Origin of the sequence: Methylococcus sp. EFPC2 (genome assembly GCF_016925495.1) — a bacterium.
GTDB lineage: Bacteria > Pseudomonadota > Gammaproteobacteria > Methylococcales > Methylococcaceae > EFPC2.
On sequence record NZ_CP070491.1, the window covers coordinates 856,376 to 877,087 of the forward strand.

General features: G+C 60.5%; 18 protein-coding genes. 11 read left to right on the forward strand and 7 right to left on the reverse strand.

Annotation, left to right across the window (positions count from 1 at the left end):
• Positions 1-130: 130 nt before the first annotated feature.
• The 4 genes from JWZ97_RS03670 (at position 131) to JWZ97_RS03685 (ending at position 5,222) form a co-directional block, all read left to right on the forward strand.
• Positions 131-433, forward strand: a complete 303-nt coding sequence (locus tag JWZ97_RS03670) for a hypothetical protein (protein WP_205433463.1) — start codon at positions 131-133, stop codon at positions 431-433.
• A gap of 52 nt (positions 434-485) precedes the next feature.
• Positions 486-1,514: a zinc-dependent alcohol dehydrogenase family protein gene (locus tag JWZ97_RS03675; protein WP_205433465.1), complete on the forward strand. Its 1,029-nt coding sequence runs from the start codon at positions 486-488 to the stop codon at positions 1,512-1,514.
• 402 nt (positions 1,515-1,916) lie between these two features.
• Positions 1,917-3,713: an enoyl-CoA hydratase-related protein gene (locus JWZ97_RS03680; RefSeq protein WP_205433467.1), complete on the forward strand. Its 1,797-nt coding sequence runs from the start codon at positions 1,917-1,919 to the stop codon at positions 3,711-3,713.
• Positions 3,714-4,040: 327 nt separating this feature from the next.
• Entirely contained in the window at positions 4,041-5,222 is a 1,182-nt protein-coding gene (locus JWZ97_RS03685; protein ID WP_205433471.1) for a fatty acid desaturase, read from the forward strand.
• A 61-nt stretch (positions 5,223-5,283) separates the two neighbouring features.
• Here the strand turns inward: JWZ97_RS03685 and JWZ97_RS03690 are convergent, their stop codons facing one another.
• Together JWZ97_RS03690 and JWZ97_RS03695 are read right to left on the reverse strand one after the other, a co-directional pair.
• Entirely contained in the window at positions 5,284-5,847 is a 564-nt protein-coding gene (locus JWZ97_RS03690) for a cytochrome c (protein WP_205433472.1), read from the reverse strand.
• A 64-nt stretch (positions 5,848-5,911) separates the two neighbouring features.
• Complete coding sequence (locus JWZ97_RS03695) at positions 5,912-7,381, reverse strand: sulfatase (RefSeq protein WP_205433476.1); 1,470 nt, start codon at positions 7,379-7,381, stop codon at positions 5,912-5,914.
• Positions 7,382-7,755: 374 nt separating this feature from the next.
• Here JWZ97_RS03695 and JWZ97_RS03700 point away from each other — a divergent pair, with 374 nt between their 5' ends.
• On the forward strand, positions 7,756-8,193 hold the full coding sequence (locus tag JWZ97_RS03700; protein ID WP_205433477.1) for a hypothetical protein: 438 nt from the start codon (positions 7,756-7,758) through the stop codon (positions 8,191-8,193).
• A gap of 272 nt (positions 8,194-8,465) precedes the next feature.
• Complete coding sequence (locus tag JWZ97_RS03705; RefSeq protein WP_205433478.1) at positions 8,466-10,235, forward strand: hypothetical protein; 1,770 nt, start codon at positions 8,466-8,468, stop codon at positions 10,233-10,235.
• A gap of 106 nt (positions 10,236-10,341) precedes the next feature.
• Here the strand turns inward: JWZ97_RS03705 and JWZ97_RS03710 are convergent, their stop codons facing one another.
• Entirely contained in the window at positions 10,342-10,770 is a 429-nt protein-coding gene (locus tag JWZ97_RS03710) for a hypothetical protein (protein ID WP_205433479.1), read from the reverse strand.
• Positions 10,771-10,904: 134 nt separating this feature from the next.
• On the opposite strand from JWZ97_RS03710, the gene JWZ97_RS03715 reads away from it, so the two are divergent.
• Positions 10,905-11,225 carry a hypothetical protein gene (locus JWZ97_RS03715; RefSeq protein ID WP_205433480.1) on the forward strand — a complete coding sequence of 107 codons (321 nt, stop codon included), beginning with the start codon at positions 10,905-10,907 and terminating at the stop codon, positions 11,223-11,225.
• A 285-nt stretch (positions 11,226-11,510) separates the two neighbouring features.
• Here JWZ97_RS03715 and metH read toward each other — a convergent pair whose 3' ends face one another.
• Positions 11,511-15,212 (reverse strand): methionine synthase, encoded by a 3,702-nt coding sequence (metH, locus tag JWZ97_RS03720; protein ID WP_205433482.1) that lies wholly within the window; start codon positions 15,210-15,212, stop codon positions 11,511-11,513.
• Positions 15,213-15,398: 186 nt separating this feature from the next.
• Between metH and JWZ97_RS03725 the strand changes: the two genes are divergently transcribed.
• The 4 genes from JWZ97_RS03725 (at position 15,399) to pmbA (ending at position 17,966) form a co-directional block, all read left to right on the forward strand.
• The gene (locus JWZ97_RS03725; RefSeq protein ID WP_240342462.1) at positions 15,399-15,809 is read left to right on the forward strand and encodes a lipocalin family protein; all 411 of its coding nucleotides are present in this window, start codon (positions 15,399-15,401) and stop codon (positions 15,807-15,809) included.
• A 29-nt stretch (positions 15,810-15,838) separates the two neighbouring features.
• Positions 15,839-16,294, forward strand: coding sequence for a hypothetical protein (locus tag JWZ97_RS03730; protein ID WP_205433483.1), 456 nt, complete (start codon positions 15,839-15,841; stop codon positions 16,292-16,294).
• Between the two features lie 3 nt (positions 16,295-16,297).
• Complete coding sequence (locus JWZ97_RS03735; RefSeq protein WP_205433484.1) at positions 16,298-16,513, forward strand: DUF2970 domain-containing protein; 216 nt, start codon at positions 16,298-16,300, stop codon at positions 16,511-16,513.
• 94 nt (positions 16,514-16,607) lie between these two features.
• On the forward strand, positions 16,608-17,966 hold the full coding sequence (gene pmbA / locus JWZ97_RS03740; protein ID WP_205433486.1) for a metalloprotease PmbA: 1,359 nt from the start codon (positions 16,608-16,610) through the stop codon (positions 17,964-17,966).
• A gap of 19 nt (positions 17,967-17,985) precedes the next feature.
• On the opposite strand, the gene rapZ is transcribed toward pmbA, so the two are convergent.
• The 3 genes from rapZ to JWZ97_RS03755 are packed head-to-tail and all read right to left on the reverse strand — an operon-like array spanning position 17,986 to position 20,647.
• Positions 17,986-18,846, reverse strand: a complete 861-nt coding sequence (gene rapZ, locus JWZ97_RS03745; protein ID WP_205434537.1) for an RNase adapter RapZ — start codon at positions 18,844-18,846, stop codon at positions 17,986-17,988.
• A gap of 14 nt (positions 18,847-18,860) precedes the next feature.
• On the reverse strand, positions 18,861-19,154 hold the full coding sequence (gene hpf / locus JWZ97_RS03750; RefSeq protein ID WP_205433487.1) for a ribosome hibernation-promoting factor, HPF/YfiA family: 294 nt from the start codon (positions 19,152-19,154) through the stop codon (positions 18,861-18,863).
• 35 nt (positions 19,155-19,189) lie between these two features.
• Entirely contained in the window at positions 19,190-20,647 is a 1,458-nt protein-coding gene (locus JWZ97_RS03755) for an RNA polymerase factor sigma-54 (RefSeq protein WP_205433488.1), read from the reverse strand.
• Positions 20,648-20,712 lie beyond the last annotated feature (65 nt).

Genomic DNA, 20,712 nt, shown 5'->3' on the forward strand with positions numbered 1-20,712 from the left:
CAAGCACAAAGTGCGCCTGCCGTCGGTTCCCTGTCAAGGCAGGGGAGCCCGAGAATTCGCGGGACTTTGCCGGCGCGCCCCGATCGCGGGAGAATGGGCCATCGCCCATCTCCATCCACCGGTGCATCCCATGCTCAGACCCTACGCCACGTTCATCCTCATCGCCGCCGTAGGCGGCTTGTCCGCCTGCGGTGCACCTCGGCAGGTCGCCCGTGACGAGCCTCCCGTGGCCTTCCACGATACTCTCGTGCAATACGCGGTGTTGACGAACGACAGGACCGCCCTGCAACAAGATTTCCAGATGAACCCGGAGCGTAGCGGGATCGAGCGCGTGGTCGCCGGGGCGCAGCTTCCTTTTTCCGCCGCCATCGAGACCCTGGTCTGGCCTGTGGCTTACGGGCTCCCGAACTATTTGGCTGAGCCCAGCCAGTAATGGCTGGTTCCCGGCCGCGGACCATGCCGGCCGGATCCGAAGGTGGAGCGCCATGAAGGCCATGATACTGAGCCGTCTCGCCGGTCCGGATGAAAGTCCGTGTCCCTTGACGCTGGCGGATTGGCCTAAACCCGAACCCGAGGCGGGCGAGGTGCTGATCAAGGTGACGGTCTGCGGCGTCTGCCACACCGAACTGGACGAAATCGAGGGTCGCACGCCGCCGCCCCAACTTCCGGTGATCTTGGGCCACCAGGCGGTAGGACGCATCGTCGCCGTCGGCTCCGGCGTCGATAGCCGCAGGGTCGGGAACCGGGTCGGTGTGGCCTGGATCCATTCGGCCTGCGGCGTTTGCGCTTATTGCCAATCCGGCAACGAGAATTTGTGTCCGCGATTTCTGGCCACCGGGCGCGACAGGCACGGCGGCTACGCCGAATACATGACCGCTCCGGCCGATTTCGTCTACGCCGTCCCGCCAACGCTGTCCGACCAGGACGCCGCGCCCCTGCTGTGCGCGGGCGCCGTCGGCTACCGTTCCCTGCGGCTGACCGGCCTGGAAAACGGGCGGACACTGGGCCTCACCGGTTTCGGCGCATCCGCCCATCTGGTTCTGATGATGGCGCGCCATCGTTATCCCGATTCCCGGGTCTTGGTGTTCGCCCGCAGCCCGGAGGAACGGGCGTTCGCCCTGGAACTGGGCGCCAGCTGGGCCGGCGACAGCGAAGACGAGCCGCCCGAGCCCTGCGCCGCCATCATAGACACCACGCCGGTGTGGAAAACCGTGGTTTGCGCCTTGAAAAACCTAGCCCCCGGCGGGCGCCTGGTGATCAATGCGATCCGCAAACAGGAAGGCGACAAAACCGCCTTGCTGGATATCGATTATTCCGAGCACCTGTGGATGGAAAAGGAGATCAAGTCTGTCGCCAACGTCGCGCGGCGGGACGTGAGCGAGTTCCTGGCATACGCCGCCGAAATGGCTTTGCGACCCGAAGTCGAGATCTATCCGCTGGAAGACGCCAACCGGGCGTTATACGAATTGAAATCCCGCCGCATACGCGGCGCCAAGGTGTTGCAGATCGGCTAGCCGGATCGGCCTTGCCCGGAGCAGGGCAACCCCGCAGCGCTGCGGCCGGCATGAACTATCCACGCCGCCGTTGATGACCGAACCTCATGTCGCTGCCGTAGCGGCTACTCTGGATCGATTTTGAGCGTGTCGTCTGTTCCACTCAGACATAAGCCGTCGACTTCGCGGAGTCTCACCAGATGAACGCCTCCCTGATCGCGTGTACCGCCATTCGCACGGCGATCTTGCAACCGATAGGGCAGGATCTTGCGCACGTGAGTATTACCTCGAACCGGGCTCTTCCGACGCATGCGCTGGACCATGCCCAGGCGACGACTTGGTTGCCGCCGCCGCGCGCGCGTATCATTCATTCCTGATCCCGTAAGGCACCCCGAGAAAAACAACAAGCAATGGAGGTCCGCCATGCGCATCCTGTTACTTTCCAGCGCTTATAACAGCCTGACTCAGCACGCCCATGTCGAACTCAAGGCTTTGGGCCATTGGGTCGGCGTGGCGGTCGGCACCACCGCGGATGCCATGCGCGAGGCCGTGCATCAATTCCAGCCCGAGTTGGTGCTGTGTCCGATGCTGGCGCATGTGATTCCCCGCGATCTCTGGGAACGGTATACCTTCATCATCCTCCATCCGGGCATCGTCGGTGATCGCGGCGGCAATTCCCTCGACTGGGCGATACTGAATGAAGAACCGGAATGGGGGGTGACCGCGGTGGAGGCGGCGGAACACGTGGACTCCGGTCCCATTTGGGCGACCTACGAGTTCAAGATGCGGGCGGCGAGCAAGAGCAGCATCTATCGTGACGAACTCACCCGCGCGGCGGTCAAGGCCATGCTGGTCGCCGTGCGGCGCTTCGAGAGCGGCCTCTTCGTGCCGGCGCCGCTCGACTATTCGCGACCGGCCGTGCGCGGGCGCTATCGTCCCTTCGTCAAACCCGAGGAGAGGGAGGTCGACTGGAAATGCGATGGGGTGGCGACCATCCTCAGAAAAATCCGTTCCGGCGATGGCGCTCCCGGCGTACTCGACGACATCGGCGGCATGCCGGTCTATCTCTACGGCGCCCATGAGGAAGGTACGCTGGTCGGCAAGCCCGGTGAAATCATCGCCACGCGGCATGGCGCCATCTGCCGGGCGGCGGTCGACGGCGCGGTCTGGATCTCCCACCTTAAAATGAAGGGATCTCAGGCGAGCGAATATTTCAAGCTTCCGTCCGCCATGGTCGTGGCCGAGCAACTGCGAGGCGTCCCCGAGGTTCCCTTATCCATCCACGCCGAGCCGCGCGGCGCGACTTATCGCGATGTCTGGTACGAGGAGCACAACGACGTCGGCTACGTCAATTTCCGTTTTTACAACGGCGCGATGGGAACCGATCATTGCCGTCGATTGGAACAGGCGGTCCAGTACGCCAGCAAGCGTCCCACCAAGGTGATCGTGCTGTTCGGCGGGCAGGATTTCTGGTCCAACGGCATACACCTTAATCTCATCGAGGCGGCGGACGACCCGGCCCAGGAGTCCTGGGAAAACATCAATGCCATGGACGACCTGGTGCTCAGCTTGCTGGCGGCCACCGATCACCTAACGGTCGCTGCGATGTACGGCAGCGCGGGCGCCGGAGGAGTCATGCTGGCGCTGGCCGCTGACCGCGTGCTGGCACGGGAAGGCATCGTGCTGAATCCGCATTACAAGGGCATGGGAGGCTTGTACGGATCGGAATATTGGACCTACAGCCTGCCGAAACGGGTAGGGGCCGAACGCGCGTTGCAGTTGACCGAGCAATGCTTGCCGGTCAGTGTCTACGATGCCAAGACGATGGGCTTGATCGACGACATCGTGATTCAGGACGATCTGGGGCACGGTAGTTTCGAGCGGTTCAGAGACCAGATCATCCGGGTTGCGGAAAGTCTCGCGCGGGGCGAGGAGCTGGCCGCGCAGCTTGCCCGCAAGCAAGCCGAACGGGAGGCCGAGGAGCGGGTCAAGGCGTTGGCGCAGTACCGGCGCGAAGAACTGGAAGAAATGAAGCATAACTTCTGGGGGGAGGACCGGAGCTACCATCTGGCCCGTTCCGCATTCGTGCGGAAACGGCCCCGCCCCGCCCATCTCAAATGCAGCGCCGCGCTGGAAAACGCCTGCGCCAATGCACAGTGCGATGAAGCAAAACAGGCGGCACGTAACCGATGCGCGCTGGCCTCACTGGGATGGACTTGAAGCGTCGGTTGTCGGGAGGCACTGATTTCTCACTCATGATGCTGTGCCTCGCGCAACTGGCGGCTTCGTATGGGGGAGGGAGCCAACCGCGGTCATGGAAACAAATATTGACGTCGACATAAGCTTTTCGAGTCAGGTTGGCGTAGCATGGAACCATAGGTGGGGGATCATGTCCTATCGCCGACAATAACAATCCGCGCATACCGAAACTCCGGCAGCTTTCGCCTCCGTACAAGCACGTTTTTTACGCTCCCCGCACGACTACGCCGCATCCTGCGCAGTCGTGTTTCTTAAGCTCTCTTGAAATCCAATCCGGCAGGCTAACCCATGCAAAATGGTTTACTGAATTTATCCGTCTGGGAACTCGTCGTCGCGGGTCTGGTGATGACCCATATCACCATCGCGAGCGTGACCATCTTTTTACACAGGCATCAAGCGCATAGGGCGCTGGACCTGCACCCCGTCGTAAGCCATTTCTTCCGCTTCTGGCTGTGGCTCACCACCGGCATGAACACAAGGGAATGGGTGGCGATACACCGCAAGCATCACGCCAAATGCGAGACGCCGGACGACCCTCACAGCCCGCAGGTCTACGGCATCCGCAAGGTCATGCTGGAAGGCGCGGAGCTTTATCGGCGAGAGGCCAGCGATGCGGAGACGCTGGAGCAGTTCGGCGTGGGCACTCCGGCCGACTGGGTGGAACGCCGGATTTACTCGCGCTTCCAGTATCTCGGACTAGTCCTCATGCTGGCGGCCGATCTGGCCTTGTTCGGCGTGCTCGGCTTGACGATCTGGGCCGTTCAGATGATCTGGATACCTTTCTGGGCCGCCGGCGTGATCAATGGCTTGGGCCACTATTCCGGTTACCGCAATTTCGAAACCCGGGATGCGGCTACCAACATCTCGCCCTTGGGCATACTCATCGGGGGCGAGGAACTGCACAACAACCACCACGCTTATCCGGCTTCCGCCAAGCTTTCCTATCACTGGTGGGAGTTCGATATCGGCTGGTTCTACATCCGCAGCCTGGAGTTGGTCCGCCTCGCCCGCGTCAAGCGCTGCGCGCCCAAATTCAGGATCGAGTGGAACAAGGCCGTGCCCGACTATGAAACGGTGATGGCGATACTGCAAAATCGCGTACACATCATCACGCTCTATAGCCGGGAGGTGATCCTGCCCGTGCTGCGCGGCGAAGCCCGGACCGCCAGTGCCGAAACCCGCAGGCTGTTCAAGAAGGCACGTCCTTTGATGATCCGGGAATACCTGGCGCGCGGCGACCACCTCGGCAGCGATCTCAAATCCGCGCTGGAAGCGAGCCAGGCCTTGGCGACGGTTTATCGCTTCAAACAACAGTTGAAGGACGTATGGGGCCAGGCCTCGCTGAGTCAGGAAACGCGCCTGGAAGCCCTGCGCCTATGGTGCGAGGAGGCGGAAAAGAGCGGCATCCTATGCCTGCAAAATTTCGCGCTGATGGTGCGTGGCTATTCCCTGGTGCCGACCGCCGCCTGAGTTCGCCGGATCCGGCTTGGCCGAACCGTGGGAACGGTTCCGGCCGAAACCGGCGCCCTCGTCAACGCCTGGGCAACTGCTTGATGTAGTTGACCAGGCTCCAGATTTCCGGTGCTTGGAGCTGTGCCTTCCAACCGGGCATGAGGCCGCGGCCTTCGCCGATCTTCCAGGCCAGGTCGCCGTCGGAGTGATGGGAGGCCATAGCCTTCAGGTCGGTCGGCGGGGTTTCGAGCCCGGCGGCGGCCGGGCCGTTGCCTTCTCCCCCTACGCCATGGCAGCTGGAGCAATGGGTTTGAAACAGCGTTTCGCCCTGCTTGATGGATACTTCGTCCGCTGCGACCGGATTGCGCCGTTTCTGCGCAGCCTTCGGGGCCGACCAGTGATGTCCCGAGGCGTGATGATGATGGGGCGCGGCTTCGGTCTGCGCATCGTGGTGATGTTCCGCCACCGTTTCGGTATGAGTATGATGTGCCGGCGCCGCTTCGGCGGGCGTGTCATGGTGGTGCGCTGTCTCTGCTTCGGTATGTGCATCGTGTTGATGTGCCGGTTCGGCCCGTGCCTGGAGGCAGATTCCGGACGCGACGATCAACAGGGGCGCTGCGATGATGGATTTGATGAGTTTCATAGGGGTCGGATAGGCTGCGTTTAAGATTTTAGAGCGTTCGTGGAAGCGCCGTGCTTTCAGGGCATTACGGCTTGGCCGCCGCGGGTTCCGGAAGGACTTCGGCATTCCAGGCCTCCCAAGCGGCGCTGAGGCGTTGCAGATCGCCGGGGCGTTGGTCCTTCAGGTTGGCCTGTTCTCGTACGTCCCTGGACAGATCGAACAGAAATTCCGTTCCGCGCGCGGCAAGTCCGCCCGGTATTTGTGCCTGCTCGGGTCGGGCCAGCTTGATGTATTTCAGGTCGCCTATGCGCGCCGCGTGTTGGCCGTGGATGCGCCAGAACAGGGCGCGCTCTAGGGGTTTTGCGGCCGAGCCGGCTTGAGCGAGATAAGGTAACAGATCGATGCCGTCCAGCGGATAGTCGTGATGAGGGGACACGCCGGCGACGGCCAGCAGACTCGCCGTCCAGTCGAAGGTGGCGGCGACTTGATGGCTGATCCGGTCAGCCGGCAACCGCCCGGGAAAACGCACGATGGCCGGTACCCGGTTGCTGCCCTCGTATACGCCGCCCTTGCTGCCCACGAAGGGCCAGATTTGCGAAAACCGTTCGCCGCCGTTGTCGCTGGTGAACACCACAAGGGTATCATCGGCCAGTCCGAGACTATCCAAGGTTGCGAGCACTTCGCCCACACCGGTATCGAGTGAGCGGACCATTTCTCCATAGGTTTCGATGGATCCGCCGTCATAGTGGAACAGGCTTTTCAGTCTGCGGCTGACCGCATCGTCCCCGGGCCCTTCCCAGGGCCAGTGCGGCGCCGTGTAGTGCAGGCTGAGATAAAACGGGTCTTTCGAACGCGATGCTTTGCCAAGAAATTCGATGGCCCGCCGGGTGATGAGATCGGTGATGTATCCGGTCCGCTCCACCGGCGTCTCGTCCTCCCACAGATCGGCCTCGCCGCTGCCATCCTTGTGGGTGAAGTAGTCGACGGCACCGCTGAAGATGCCGAAAAAGTGATCGAAGCCGCTCTTCAGTGGGCTGAAGGTCGGTAGATAACCCGAGTGCCACTTGCCGACCAGCGCGGTCTCATAGCCCCCGGCCTTTAGCAAGGAGGCAATCGTGGGATGGTCGGGTGGCAGCCCCAACCGGTCCAACTGGCCCCGTTCCCGCAACTGCTTGCGGTTGCCCAGCGGCTCCTGCAACCCGATCGGCAAGCGCTGCTGATAACGGCCGGTCAGGTAGGCGATGCGGGTCGGGGTGCAGACCGACGAATTCGAATAGGCCTGGGTCAGCCGCACACCTTGCGTGGCGAGCTTGTCGATGTTGGGAGTGGCGTAGTCGGTGCGTCCGTAGATGCTCAAATCACCCCAGCCCAGATCGTCGGCGAGGATAAACACGATGTTGGGAGGCCGCGCGGAACGTCTTGTCGCTCCTGCTCCTGCGGCCTCCCGGTCGGCGTTCCGTACGGTCCCACAACCGGATAAGCCGCTCAGTCCCGCCGCCGTACCTGCCACCGTCCAGCCCAAAAAGCCGCGCCGGGTGATCTTGAGTTCGCTCATGTCATTTCTCTAGGAATTACGGGTCATGGAGGCTGCAATGCCGTTGCGGATGTGAGGGAGCTGGACGAAACGGCATGGTGAGTTTTGGCGGGCGTGCCAAAGCGGGGAGTACGCACCGGGAGCCTGACAGCACATTGCCTGCCACCGCATAAGGCATTGAATTTCCCGCTTATGAAATTACGCCATGGGGAAATCTTGTTGCTGAGGCAGAACCGGCTGCTGCCGGGGTATTGCCTGAGCAACAGTTGCTCCATTGCGTGGTAAAGCAGCCGACCTGGCCGTATCATGCGCCTGAGCCCATCGGACAGAACAAGGCCGCCAAACAGCTGGGCGAGTATTTTCCCGAACTAGCAGTCATAGCAGGAGACACGAAAATGAAAACACGGTTTTGGGTTTTATCCGTATTGGTATTGTCTTCCTTGTCAGGCGGGGTGCTCGCCGCTGATCCACCCTCGTTGGGCAATCAACTCGAGGGGATAGGCAAGAAGGCGGCCGAAGATGCCGTCAAGTCCGCCACGCCCGATGAGGTGAAACAAGGCGTGAAGGCGGTCGACGAAACGGCGCGCAAGGCCAAGGCAACCAAGGACGCGGTGCAGAATGCTCCCGCCGCAATCAAGGAAGAGGCGCGCGGCACGGCGGAAAAAGCCGTCAAGGATGTCGTCCCGGAAGGGACCAAAGAGACTGTGAAAGCGGCGGAGGAAAGTGCCGAAAAAGTCCGCAAAGCGCCGAAGGAGGCTGGCAAGGCGGCGAAGTCCGCCAAGGGCAAGGCAAAAAAAGGCATAGTCGACGGGGCGAAATCTTTGCTGCCCTGAGCTCCGCTCGACTTCGTAACGATATCCTCAGGCCTTGAGGGCACGGCCGCGTAGGCGAGGCGGCGTCTAAGTCCGTAAACCACCGTTCCGCGGCCCGCCCAAAAGCGCGGCCCTGCCCATCCGGCTCAATCGGGCAGGGCCGCTTCTTCGATGATTCCGCTTTCCAAGTACCGGGACGGGTTGCGGCAAGGCTTACTCGTCTAATTCCTCGATAGTAAAATTCAGCTTTGCCGCGAAATTTGGGCTGCCTTTGGGCAGCTTTGGAGAATGTGTTGAACAGTTTACGACCCGCAACGGCTGCAGCCTTGCTTGCTTTGACCCTGACGGCTTGCACGACGAGCCGCGAACTCGGGCTTGGTCGTCCCTCCGTCCAGTCCGAACCGCTGCCGGTATTGGCCGGTTCCACCGTCATCGACGGCGACGATTATTACGTTCAACTGCTCTCCGAGTTTCAATTCCGCAGCGATGTCGGCGAAGAAGTTTGCCGGGATCTGGGCAGCAGTTACCGCAAGGGCGGCGCGAACTCGCTGGTGCTGTTCCAGATCAACAATCCCACCCTGAAGTTGCACCGCGAGGTGCCCGGTTTGCTTTACCGCTCGACCGCCGAGCGCTGCGCTTCCAGCCTGGACGCCAAGCGGGTCTACCTGACGCCCTGGATGCGTCTGGACGCCGGTGCCGACACCCAGGTGGACTACCGCTTCGTTACCGGCAGCGACGACGGCCTCGATCTCGCCAAGGTGGGTAACGACGTCAATCTGGCCAGCAATGTGCTGGCCCTCACCGGCGTAGGCACGGGCGTCGCGCTGGTCGGCAAGCTGGCGTCCGGCTGGATGTTGAACAGCAGCGCGCAGGTGCCCGCGGCCGCCGGGCAAGCGGCTCCTCCCGCGGCGGCAAAGCAACGCGAGGAAAACCACTCCCTTCCGTCCATCGTAAGCGCGTCCGGCAACCGGGCCACTCTCAGCCGCATGAGCATCGCCGTACGTGAGGCGGAAACCGGTTCGCTCAATCCCTGGGCGAAGCCGAAGCCCCTGGGCGAATTAAGCGTGTATGCGGATGTCCGTTCATCGCTGTTGCTCAAGACCGCCGCCAACGGCCTGCCCGATGCCCGCGATCTGTCGCTGGAAGAGCTTTGGCGCGCGACCATACGCAACGGTGCCGAGGGTTTGAGCCTGCAGCATTACATCGAGCAGGCCGAACATCCGGATCGTCCCAGCCTGCAGCCGGACTGGAACAACTACGCCGAGGTGGAGGCCAACTGCCGCAAACTCAAGGTGGTCATGCGCGATCTGGGATTCAACAAATACGACCGCAACGCGGTGTTGTATTACTTCCTGGATAAGACGCGGGCATGGAAGAACTATAACCTGGCCGGGCAAAAGGTCGTCGGCACGGGCATGCCGGTGAGTCGTCTCGAAGAGTATCGGGCCGGCAATTTTGCCGGCTGCCTCGTCGAGGATGACTATGAGGTGATGAAGCATCTCTCTCTGCCGGTCAATGCGGCCAAGGATTGGGATAACACCTTGCAGCAACTGCGCGAGAAGGAATCGTATTTTGCGGCCATCCGCGCGCTGGAACGGCAGTTGATCGCCGTGATCAGAAACCCCAATCAGGCGGAAATGGAGAAGCAGCTCTTCCCGCTCGTCGCCGGAACCGTCTTGTTGCAAGACCGTCTCGGTAATTTCGGCATCGAGCGCGTGCTGAACATACCGCCGGTGCCGGGCGACGGCATGGCGCTCAATCCCGCTCAGCTTGCACAACTCTTCGTGGGCCTCAAGGTGGCCGACACGAGTTGCGCCCGGCCGGCGTACGAGCAGGGCCGCCCCGTGCCCAACGTCGCCATCCTGATGTTCTCCACGGCTGCGGACAGTCCCTTGGCCAAGGGCGCCGCCCTTGAGTTCGAATTCAATGGTAACCGCATCTCCCGGATTGCACTGCAAAGCCCGACCTTCCGCGATTTCCGGCAGGATGTCATCAGCAATCCGCAAGTAGGCGACTGCCGAGTCCAACCGCAGTGGATGGAATGGCTGGGATTCGTCAACTAAGTCCCCCGGCGAGACAACGGATCGGTCGGCTGGTTACGGAGCCAGCGCGGATCCGTCCTCATGCGCTGGGTCGTCTACGCACGGGCCCGGGTGTTTGGGCAAGTGATCAAGCGTAGTTTTTCAAGGCTCGGTGGAGATCGGCGAGGCTGCCGTTGACGAACCCAGCTTGCTTGTCCACCAAGGTTTGGCGCGATTCCCAGGGATTGAAGCTTGCTCTTAGGCGAGCGATTTTCTCGGTGAGTTCTTCTTCGGAAGCGTAGAAAATAAAGTTATTCGAAAACGCTTCCCTGTCCCGCGTTTCATCGTATACATGCCCGTTCTCTCTGAGAATGTGGCGTTTCACCCATCCCGGATGCGGCGAAGCGATGCTGGCTCCGTGATTTTGCATCTGCACGATGGGTATGCCGAAAGCCTCGTGGAATGCTACGAAGGCAAGGCCGACCTGGGCATAGATTTGGTCGATTTCTCGGAAGCTGTATTCGCCGCGCAGCTCTATCGTCGGTATCTTGAGCGCCTCAAGCACTTTTTCCTGCACTCGGCGCTCGGCTTCGTAGCCCTCGCGGGCGAAGTCCAATAAGGCGGTAAAAGGTCGTCTGGGCTGAAATTTTGCATAGCCCGTATATCCATCCCGATGACGTAGGACGGGATCTCGCGCAGGGGGGGATTTTCATGGATACCGCTCACCGTGAGAAAACCGTTGAAGCTATTGCTGATCCAATCGCGGTTTTTCTCGTACCAGTATTTGGAACCTTGGATGTCTATCACTTCGTAGTGAAGCAGCGGCCGACTCAGGGTTTTCAGAAAAGCCAGGTTTTGCGGTTCAGCCGCCACTGCCGACACGATGATGATGTCGTAGCGCTGCAGTTTGTAAATGTTGAAATAGAGGTCGGCCAGCCGGGCATAAACCCGGTTTCTGAGCGAAAGATTCCTCGCATTGTAGCGATCGAGCATGGGCAGCGCTTCGGGGAAACAGTCGCATTCGAAACCTAGCTTGCTGATCATGCGCGCCAAGCCCTGGGCGAGGAATAACCGGCTTCGGTACCCTGCTCTGGTCAGTATCGCAATGCGCACGGTGGGCAGCCCATGGTCGACCTTCCGGTGTAGACGGCCGGATATTATTAATCCGGCCCAAATAGGTCATGTTGGGAGTTGCCTTCAGGCCGCGATCTTCGCGCGCTAAAACCCGCTCCCACCAATAACTGACCGGGATATCGGGCCACCTTAATATTTTCCGCCATCGTCTGCGAGCTTGACGATGGCGTATGGGCGTGGCGTCTATTCCGGCTCGTAGGCCAAGTTCGGGCCCAACCAGCGTTCCGCATCCTTTACGGCCATACCTTTGCGAGCGGCGTAATCTTCCACCTGGTCGCGATTGATCTTGCCGACGTTGAAATAGCGGGCGGCGGGGTGGGCGAAGTACCAGCCGCTGACGGAGGAGGCCGGGTACATGGCCATGCTTTCGGTCAGTTGTATGCCGGTATGGGTTTCCGCGTCAAGGAGTCTGAACAGCGTGGATTTTTCCGTGTGCTCGGGGCAGGCGGGATAACCGGGAGCGGGGCGGATGCCGCGGTATTCCTCGGCGATGAGTTGCTCGTTGGCCAGGTGCTCGTCCGCCGCATAGCCCCAGAACTCCCGCCTTACGCGTTTGTGCATCAGTTCGGCGAAGGCTTCGGCGAGACGGTCGGCGAGGGCCTTGAGCAGGATACTGGAGTAATCGTCGTGCTGGGCGGCGAATCGTTCCAGATGCTGTTCGATGCCGATGCCCGCAGTGACGGCGAAGCCACCGACATAATCGGCTCGGCCGGAGTCCGCCGGGGCGACATAGTCCGCCAGGCAGTAGTTCGGCTGGCCAGGCGGCTTGATGTGCTGCTGGCGCAAGTGGTGCAGGGTGTTCAGCTCTTCCGACCGGGTTTCGTCGGTGTAGAGCACGATGTCATCGCCTCGTGCCTGGGCCGGGAAGAATCCGATGACGGCGTTCGCTTGCAGCCATTCCTCCTCGACGAGTAGTTTGAGCATGGCCTGGGCGTCGTGGAACAGGTTGCGGGCGTGTTCGCCGACGATTTCGTCATCCAGTATCTTGGGGTAACTCCCGGCCAGTTCCCAGGTGTGGAAGAAGGGCGACCAGTCGATGAACTCGGCGATCTCGGCCAAGGGATAGCGCTCGAACGCCCGTACGCCGATGAAGGTTGGCTTGGGCGGGACATAGTCCTGCCAGTTGCCGTGGAAGCGGTTTTCCCGCGCGGCGGCGATGGGATGCATGGGCGTGTGCTGCTGACGGCCGGCGTGGCGCAGGCGGACTTCCTCGTATTCGGCCTTGATCCGGGCCGCATAGTCGTCGCGCAATTCCTCGCTCAGCAGGCTGCCGGCAACGCCCACGGCGCGGGAGGCGTCGGTGACGTAGACGGTGGGCTGGCTGTAGTGCGGCTCTATCTTGACCGCCGTGTGGGCGCGCGAGGTGGTGGCACCGCCGATCAGCAGCGGTATCTTGAAGCCTTGCCGCTCCATCTCCTTGGCGACGTGGACCATTTCGTCCAGGGAAGGCGTGATGAGGCCGCTCAGGCCGACCATGTCGGCTTTCTCGTCGCGGGCTGTTTGCAGGATTTTTTCCGCCGCCACCATCACGCCCAGGTCGACCACGTCGAAGCCGTTGCATTGCAGCACCACGCCGACGATGTTCTTGCCGATGTCGTGCACGTCGCCCTTGACCGTGGCCAGCACGATCTTGCCGTTGGACTTGACCTCGCCGAGTTGAGCCTTTTCTTCCTCCATATAAGGCATGAGATGGGCCACCGCCTTCTTCATCACGCGGGCGGATTTGACGACCTGGGGCAAAAACATCTTGCCGGCGCCGAACAGGTCGCCGACCACGTTCATGCCGTCCATCAGCGGGCCTTCGATGACGTGCAGCGGCCGTTCGACCTCCTGCCGCGCGGCCTCGGTGTCTTCCTCGATGTATTCATCGATGCCTTTGACCAGCGCATGTTCCAGGCGCTTGGCGACCGGCCATGCCCGCCAGGCGAGGTCCTCCTTTTTCTCGGCCTGTCCGCCGCCCGCGCGGTAATTGTCGGCGATGGCCAGCAGACGCTCGGTGCCTTCGGATAAGCGATTGAGGATGACATCCTCGACCGCATCGCGCAGTTCCTTTGGGATCTCGTCGTAAATGGCCAGTTGTCCGGCATTGACGATGCCCATGGACATGCCGGCCTGGATGGCATGGTAGAGGAACACCGCGTGGATGGCCTCGCGGACGGCATCATTGCCGCGGAAGGAAAACGAAACGTTGGACACGCCGCCGGATATCAACGCGTGGGGCAGGGTGGCTTTGATCCTTCTCGTGGCTGCGATGAAGTCCACGCCATAATTGTTGTGTTCCTCGATACCGGTGGCGACGGCGAAGATGTTGGGGTCGAAGATGATGTCTTCGGCCGGGAATCCGAGTTCCGTCAGCAGGCGATAGGCGCGGGTGCAGATCTCCACCTTGCGGTTTTCGGTATCGGCCTGGCCCTGCTCGTCGAAAGCCATGACGATGACCGCCGCGCCATAGCGGCGGGCCAGTTTGGCGTGGTGCAGAAAAGCCTCCTCGCCTTCCTTCATGGAGATGGAGTTGACGATGCCCTTGCCTTGTATGCATTGCAGGCCGGCTTCCAGGATCTCCCATTTGGACGAATCCAGCATGACAGGCACGCGGGCGATGTCGGGTTCCGCGGCGATCAGATTGAGGAAACGCACCATGGCGGCCTTGGAGTCCAGCATGCCTTCGTCCATGTTGACGTCGATGACCTGGGCGCCGTTCTCCACCTGTGATCGCGCCACGTCGAGGGCTTGCTCGTAGTTTTCTTCGCGGATCAGCCGGCGGAACAGGGCGGAGCCGGTCACGTTGGTGCGTTCGCCGATGTTGACGAACAGTGAGTCCGGACCGATGTTCATCGGCTCCAGGCCGGCCAGCCGGCATTGCGGCTGGATGTCGGGGATGCGCCGCGGCGGGAAATGCTGGACGGCGTCGTGGATGGCCTTGATGTGCGCCGGGCTGGTGCCGCAGCAGCCGCCGATGATGTTCAAAAAGCCGTTTTCGGCCCAGTCGGCGATTTCCTTGGCCATGGCTTCCGGCGATTCGTCGTATTCGCCGAATTCGTTGGGCAGGCCGGCGTTGGGGTGGGCGGAGACGTGGGTGTCGGCGATGCGGGACAACTCCTCCACGTATTGGCGCAGTTGCTTGGCGCCCAGCGCGCAGTTGAGGCCGATGGAGATGGGCTGGACGTGGCGCAGGGAGTTATAGAAGGCTTCCGTGGTCTGGCCGGACAGGGTGCGACCGGAAGCATCGGTGATGGTGCCGGAGATCATCACCGGCAGCTTGTAACCGTGGTCGTCGAAATATTTCTCGACGGCAAATATCGCCGCCTTGGCGTTGAGGGTATCGAAGATGGTCTCGATCAGCAGGATGTTCGCGCCGCCGTCGACCAGGCCGCTGGCCGCCTCGTAATAAGCGTCGACCAGCTCATGGAAGCTGACGTTGCGGAAGCCGGGGTCGTTGACGTCCGGCGACATGGAGGCCGTGCGGTTGGTCGGCCCTAAGACACCTGCGACGAAGCGCGGTTTGTCGGGGTTTAGCGCTTCGATCTCATCGGCCACCTGGCGCGCCAGCCGAGCCGCCGCCACGTTGATCTCGTACACCAGTTCTTCCATGCCGTAATCGGCCATGGCGATGCGGGTGGCATTGAAGGTGTTGGTTTCCAGGATGTCCGCCCCGGCTTCAAGGTAGGCGCGCTGGATGGCCTGAATGATCTGCGGCTGGGTGAGGCACAGCAGATCGTTGTTGCCCTTGATGTCGCTCGGCCAGTCGGCGAAACGTTCGCCCCGGTAATCCTTCTCCTCCAGCTTGTAGCGCTGGATCATGGTGCCCATGGCGCCGTCGAGAAACAGGATGCGCTCGGCAAGGAGTCGGCGCAGGAGGGCTGAGCGGGCGTGGTGTTCGGTCATGGAAAAGGTACGGGGCAGGGTAGGTGAAAGCGGTTATTCTAGGGGTTTGCCGAGTCATGATAAACCGCATGAGCTTGGCCTTTCCTTGCCTCACCGTTTGAATGGTGTGACAATCCGGGCCGCCCGCCCCGGTTCGAGGTAAAGGGACGGAACATAACAATTAGATGTATGTCGGAGGAGACAGCGATGAGATTGAACAAGCCGTGGATGCGCCTGTCCGGGATCGTGGTGGGGCCGTTGCTGGCTGGGATGTTTGCCGCTTCGGCATGGGCCGAGGTGCCTCTGAAGGATAACAGCGAGATCGTGGGTTCCTGGGTGCTCGAGTCGGTCGCGCCGGGCTTGAACAAGCCCAAGATACCGGAAAACAGGACCTGGGAATTCCGCGCCGACGGCACGGTCGTAACCTCGGGATTCAATCGCCATTTCAACCGCGACGATACCCAGACGACCAAATACCAAGTGACCGACGGCAAGATCAAGACCGACAATCCCGGCCGCCCCGGCAAAACCCTGGATTACACGGTTTATGAAAAATCCGGCGATACCTTGATACTGCAAGGCGGCTTGGAAGGCTTTTATTTCTTCAAGAAAAAATAATTCGAACTCCCAGATATAAGGCTGCAGAAATGATCAAATACATTACATTCGGTCCCAACGACAAGAAGTTGTGGATCGGCATCGGCGTGGTGAGCGCCATACTCATCGTGTTGCTGTCCGTGTTCGCCACGACCTCGCCGTTCTACTGGGTCGAGCGTTTCGTGATCACCTTGTTCGAAGTGTTTCTTCCGGGCTACGTGATCGTTAAGCTGTTTCTAGACCATGTCAGCTTCTCGGAAAGTCCAGTGGTCGACAAGGTGATATTGTCCTTCGGCATTTCGTTCGCAACCGTACAGACGCTTTACTTTCTGTTCACCTATGTGCGGACTTATGCGCTGAACGTCGACGAAGACGTCATCAGCAGCAATGCCATCGCTATCATACTGGCCTTATTGGTGAGCGGCGGGGCTTACGGCATCCGATTCTACCAGGATAAGAAGCAAAGCCAGGCGGGAGCCGGTGAGGCCAAGTCCGATACGGAATAAGGCATGAGCGAAAACTCCCCCTCCAAACCAAACTTGTTTCAGGTCGTTGCCAGCGTGCTGGCCGCCGGTTTTGGCGTGCAAAGCCAGAAAAATCGCGAGCGGGATTTTGTAGCCGGTTCGGCCAAGAGCTATGTGATCGTCGGCGTGATTGCGACCGTATTGTTCGTGCTCACGCTATACGGCATCGTGAAGCTGATACTCGGTCTTGCAGGAGCCTGATCCAACCCGATCGATTGAGGCCGCAACTCCCACGGCGGGGTTGCGGCCTTTTTCGTGGGGCTGGCCGAATTCAAACCCATAGGTAGTTAGAAAAATGAGTGTATCGACGGATTCCAGCGGAGATGATCCCGGCAAGGAGCTTGAGCGCCTGCGCGTCATGGTGGCAGAAGTGCTCGATGAGGCCTCCAGGCAGGGGGCGACGGCGGCCGAAGCGGGCTTGAGTCGGGACACCGGCTTGTCCGTTTCGGTGCGTCTAGGCGAGGTGGAAACCATAGAACATCACCGCAGCCAGGGGCTGGGACTGACGGTTTATATTGGGCAGCGCAAGGGGTCGGCGAGTACCACCGACCTGCGCCCCGAAGCCTTGCGCGAAACCGTTGCCGCGGCCTGCCGAATCGCCCGCCATGCGGCGGAGGATCCTTATGCCGGCTTGCCGGAGCGGGAGCTTCTGGCAACCGAATTCCCCGACCTGGATTTGTACCACCCCTGGGCGCTGACGCCCGAAGGGGCGATCGATCTGGCCAAAACCTGCGAGGACGAGGCCAGGGCTTACGACGCCGCCATCACAAACTCGGAAGGAGCCAGCCTGCATACCTTTCAGGGCGTGCGGGTGCTCGGCAACAGCCTGGGATTCCTGCACGGTTACCCTTCCAGCCGACACAGCCTGAGTTGTTCGGTCATAGGCCAACATGGCGAGAACATGCAGCGGGACGACTGGTGGACCGTTGCACGCGCCGCGTCCGACCTCGAGGCCGCCGGTGACGTGGGCAGGAAGGCGGCCGAACGGACGGTGCGTCGATTGGATGCACACAGCCTGACGACGCGCCAATGCCCGGTGATTTTCGCCGCCGATGTGGCGAGTGGGTTGATTAGCCATTTCGTCGGCGCCATCCGGGGCGGAAATCTGTATCGCAAATCCTCCTTTTTGCTCGATGCTTTGGGACAAAAGATTTTCCCCGATTTCATCCATATCCACGAGCAGCCCCATCTGCTCCGCGCCCTGGGAAGCGCACCGCACGACAGCGAGGGTGTGGTTACCCGGCCGCGCGACCTGGTGGCAGACGGGATATTGCAATCCTATGTGCTGAGCACTTATTCGGCGCGCAAGCTGGGCCTAAAAACGACCGGCAACGCGGGTGGGGTTCACAATCTCACGGTCGACACGGGCGATCTCGATCTGGCCGGCTTGTTGAAAAAGATGGACACCGGCCTGCTGGTGACCGAATTGATGGGGCAGGGCGTCAATACGGTGACCGGCGATTATTCGCGCGGCGCGGCGGGATTTTGGGTGGAAGGCGGTGAAATCCGCTATCCGGTGGAAGAAATCACCATTGCCGGAAATTTGCGGGACATCTATCGCCGTATATTGGCGGTAGGGCGCGATGTGGACTTGCGGGGCAATATTCGCACCGGCTCCATCCTGATAGAGGAGATGACCATCGCCGGCGACTGACCGGCGGCGAAACGGCGTATCAGGCCGGCAGTTCCCTATGTCGGACCAGGATGTCGTGCGTGCCTTTCTGGAAGCGCTTGCCCAGGGCGTCCACAAGATAGACCGAGCGGTGCTGGCCTCCGGTACAGCCGATGGCGACGGTCAGGTAGCTGCGGTTCTCGGCTTCGAAGCAGGGTATCCAGCGGTCAAGAAAGTCGCTGATATCGTCGAGGTAGCGAACGACTTCGTTGCTTTGGCGGAGAAACTGGACGACTTCCGGATCCCTTCCGGTCTTGCTGCGCAACAGCGGTTCCCAATGGGGATTGGGTAAACAGCGGGCATCGAAGATGAAGTCGGCGTCCAGCGGCGTACCCTTTTTGAAGCCGAAGGACATGAAGTAAAGGGACATCAGATGATTGAGACGCTGATCCACCCGGCGGGTGATCAGGTCTCTTAACTGATGGACATTGGTGTGCGTGGTATCGATGAGCATGTCCGCCATGCTCGCCACCGGCTCCAGCAACCGCCGTTCCAGTTCGATAGCCTCGGAGAGGGGGTGCATGGCGCTGGTCAGCGGGTGCTTGCGGCGGGTTTCGCTGAAGCGTTTCAAAAGCGTGGCCGGTTCTGCCTGCAGATAGATCACTTCGCAGTCGATCCCATGCTGCCGCATCGCGGCCAAGCTCGTCTGAAACTGGCTCAGCAGTTCGCTTTCGTTACGCGCATCCAAGCCCAGCGCCGTTTTCCGGAAGATGTCGCGGTTCGCGAGCATGGCTTCCCGGACGAAGCTATCCAGCAGGACGACCGGCAGGTTGTCTATGCAGTAATAGCCGCAATCTTCGAGCGTCTCCAGGGCGATACTTTTCCCCGAGCCAGACAAACCGCTGACGATCACCAGTTTCATAGGCTGCTGAACACTCAACGTCCGCGCTCGTTCAGCTTTTCCTTGTGTTTGATGATTTGGCGGTCGAGTTTGTCTACCAGTCCGTCGATCGCGGCGTACAAATCTTCCTGGGTATCTTCGGCGAACAGGTTGGCCCCGTTGACGTGTACCGTCGATTCGGCTTTCTGCGCGAGTTTTTCCACCGACAATATCACCTGGATGTCGATCACCTGATCGAAATGACGTTCCAGGCGCTGGAATTTTTCGGTGACGTAATTCTTTAAGGCATCGGTCACCTCAATATGGTGACCGCTGATGTTGAGTTGCATGACTGGACTCCTTATTTAAGGCTGGACGAACGGGTTCAAAAAACCCGTTTACGTTCGTTGGAAGGCGGAATATTGAGTGCCTCACGGTATTTGGCGACGGTGCGGCGGGCCACCTGTATCCCCTTGTCCTTCAGCATGGCCGAAAGCGCATGATCGCTTAAGGGTTTGGCCTGGTCTTCCTGCTCTATCATCTCCTTCAAATACGCTTTGATGGCGGTGGCCGAGCATTCTCCTCCGGCATCCGTCGACACGTGGCTGGAGAAAAAGTACTTGAATTCGTAAACGCCGTTGGGCGTGTGCATGTACTTCTGCGTGGTGACGCGGGAAATGGTCGATTCGTGCATCTCCACCTCTTCCGCGACGTCGCGCAGCACCAATGGCTTCATGGCCCGCTCGCCATACTCCAAAAAATCCTTTTGGTGCTCGACGATGGAACGGGCGACCTTGAGCAGGGTTTCGTTGCGGCTTTGCAAGCTCTTGATGAACCAGCGGGCCTCCTGCAGGTGATTCTTCATGGTCACGTTGTCCGCGCTGTTGTCGGCGCGTTTGATCATGCCGGAATAGAACGGATTGACCCGTAGTTTGGGGGCGATGTCGGGATTCAGGGTGACGACCCATTCCTGCGCCACCCGGAAGACGAATACGTCCGGGATGACATATTGTGCTTCCTGGATTGCGATGGTGCGTCCCGGTTTGGGTTCCAGCGTGCGGATCAGGGCGATGACATGGTTCAGTTCCTCGTCGCCGATTTCGAGTGCGCGCTTGAGTTTGTTCAGGTCGCGCCGGGCGAGCACGTCCAAGTGGTTCTCGGTCAGATTCAGCGCCTGCCGTTGCCATGGCGTATCGTCCGGCAGTTGTCTGAGCTGGATGCTCAGGCACTCGGCCAGGTTTTGCGCTGCGATACCCGGCGGGTCGAAGTTCTGTACCCGGTGCAGCACCGCGACGACCTCGTCCAGGTCCAGATCCTCAATCTGGCTGAGCAGGCCTTGGTGGACCTCCTCGATGGATGAGGTGAGATAGCCGTCATCGTTGATGCCGTCGATGATGGCCGTGGCAATGGCATAGTCCTGTTCGCTGAAGGGCGTCAGTTCCATCTGCCATGCCAGGTGGTCGTGCAGGGTTTCGGCAGGTGCCCGCTGAAACAGGTAGTCGTCGTTGTCGCTGTCGTTCTGCGGGGGGGTATAGGACTGCACGTTGTCGTAGACGTCCTCCCACGAACTGTCCACGCCCAGTTCCTGCGGAATGTCGGCCGGAGTATCCAGATTACCCAGTTCCCCATAGTCGTTTTCCTGCCGAACGGTTTCGGCCGGTTCCGACGGTTCGGTAAAGCCGCTTTCCTCGTCGGAGACTTCCAGCATCATGTTGGAGTCCAGCGCCTGCTGGATCTCCTGTTGGAGGTCCAGGGTCGACAACTGCAGCAGCTTGATGGCTTGCTGCAGTTGCGGGGTCATCGCCAGGTTTTGTCCGAGGCGTAATTGCAGGGATTGTTTCATGAGGGCTCAAGTCCGGTTTGCTGCGGACATTTGTGGTCCGACTCTTGCTGTCGATTCTAGATCAA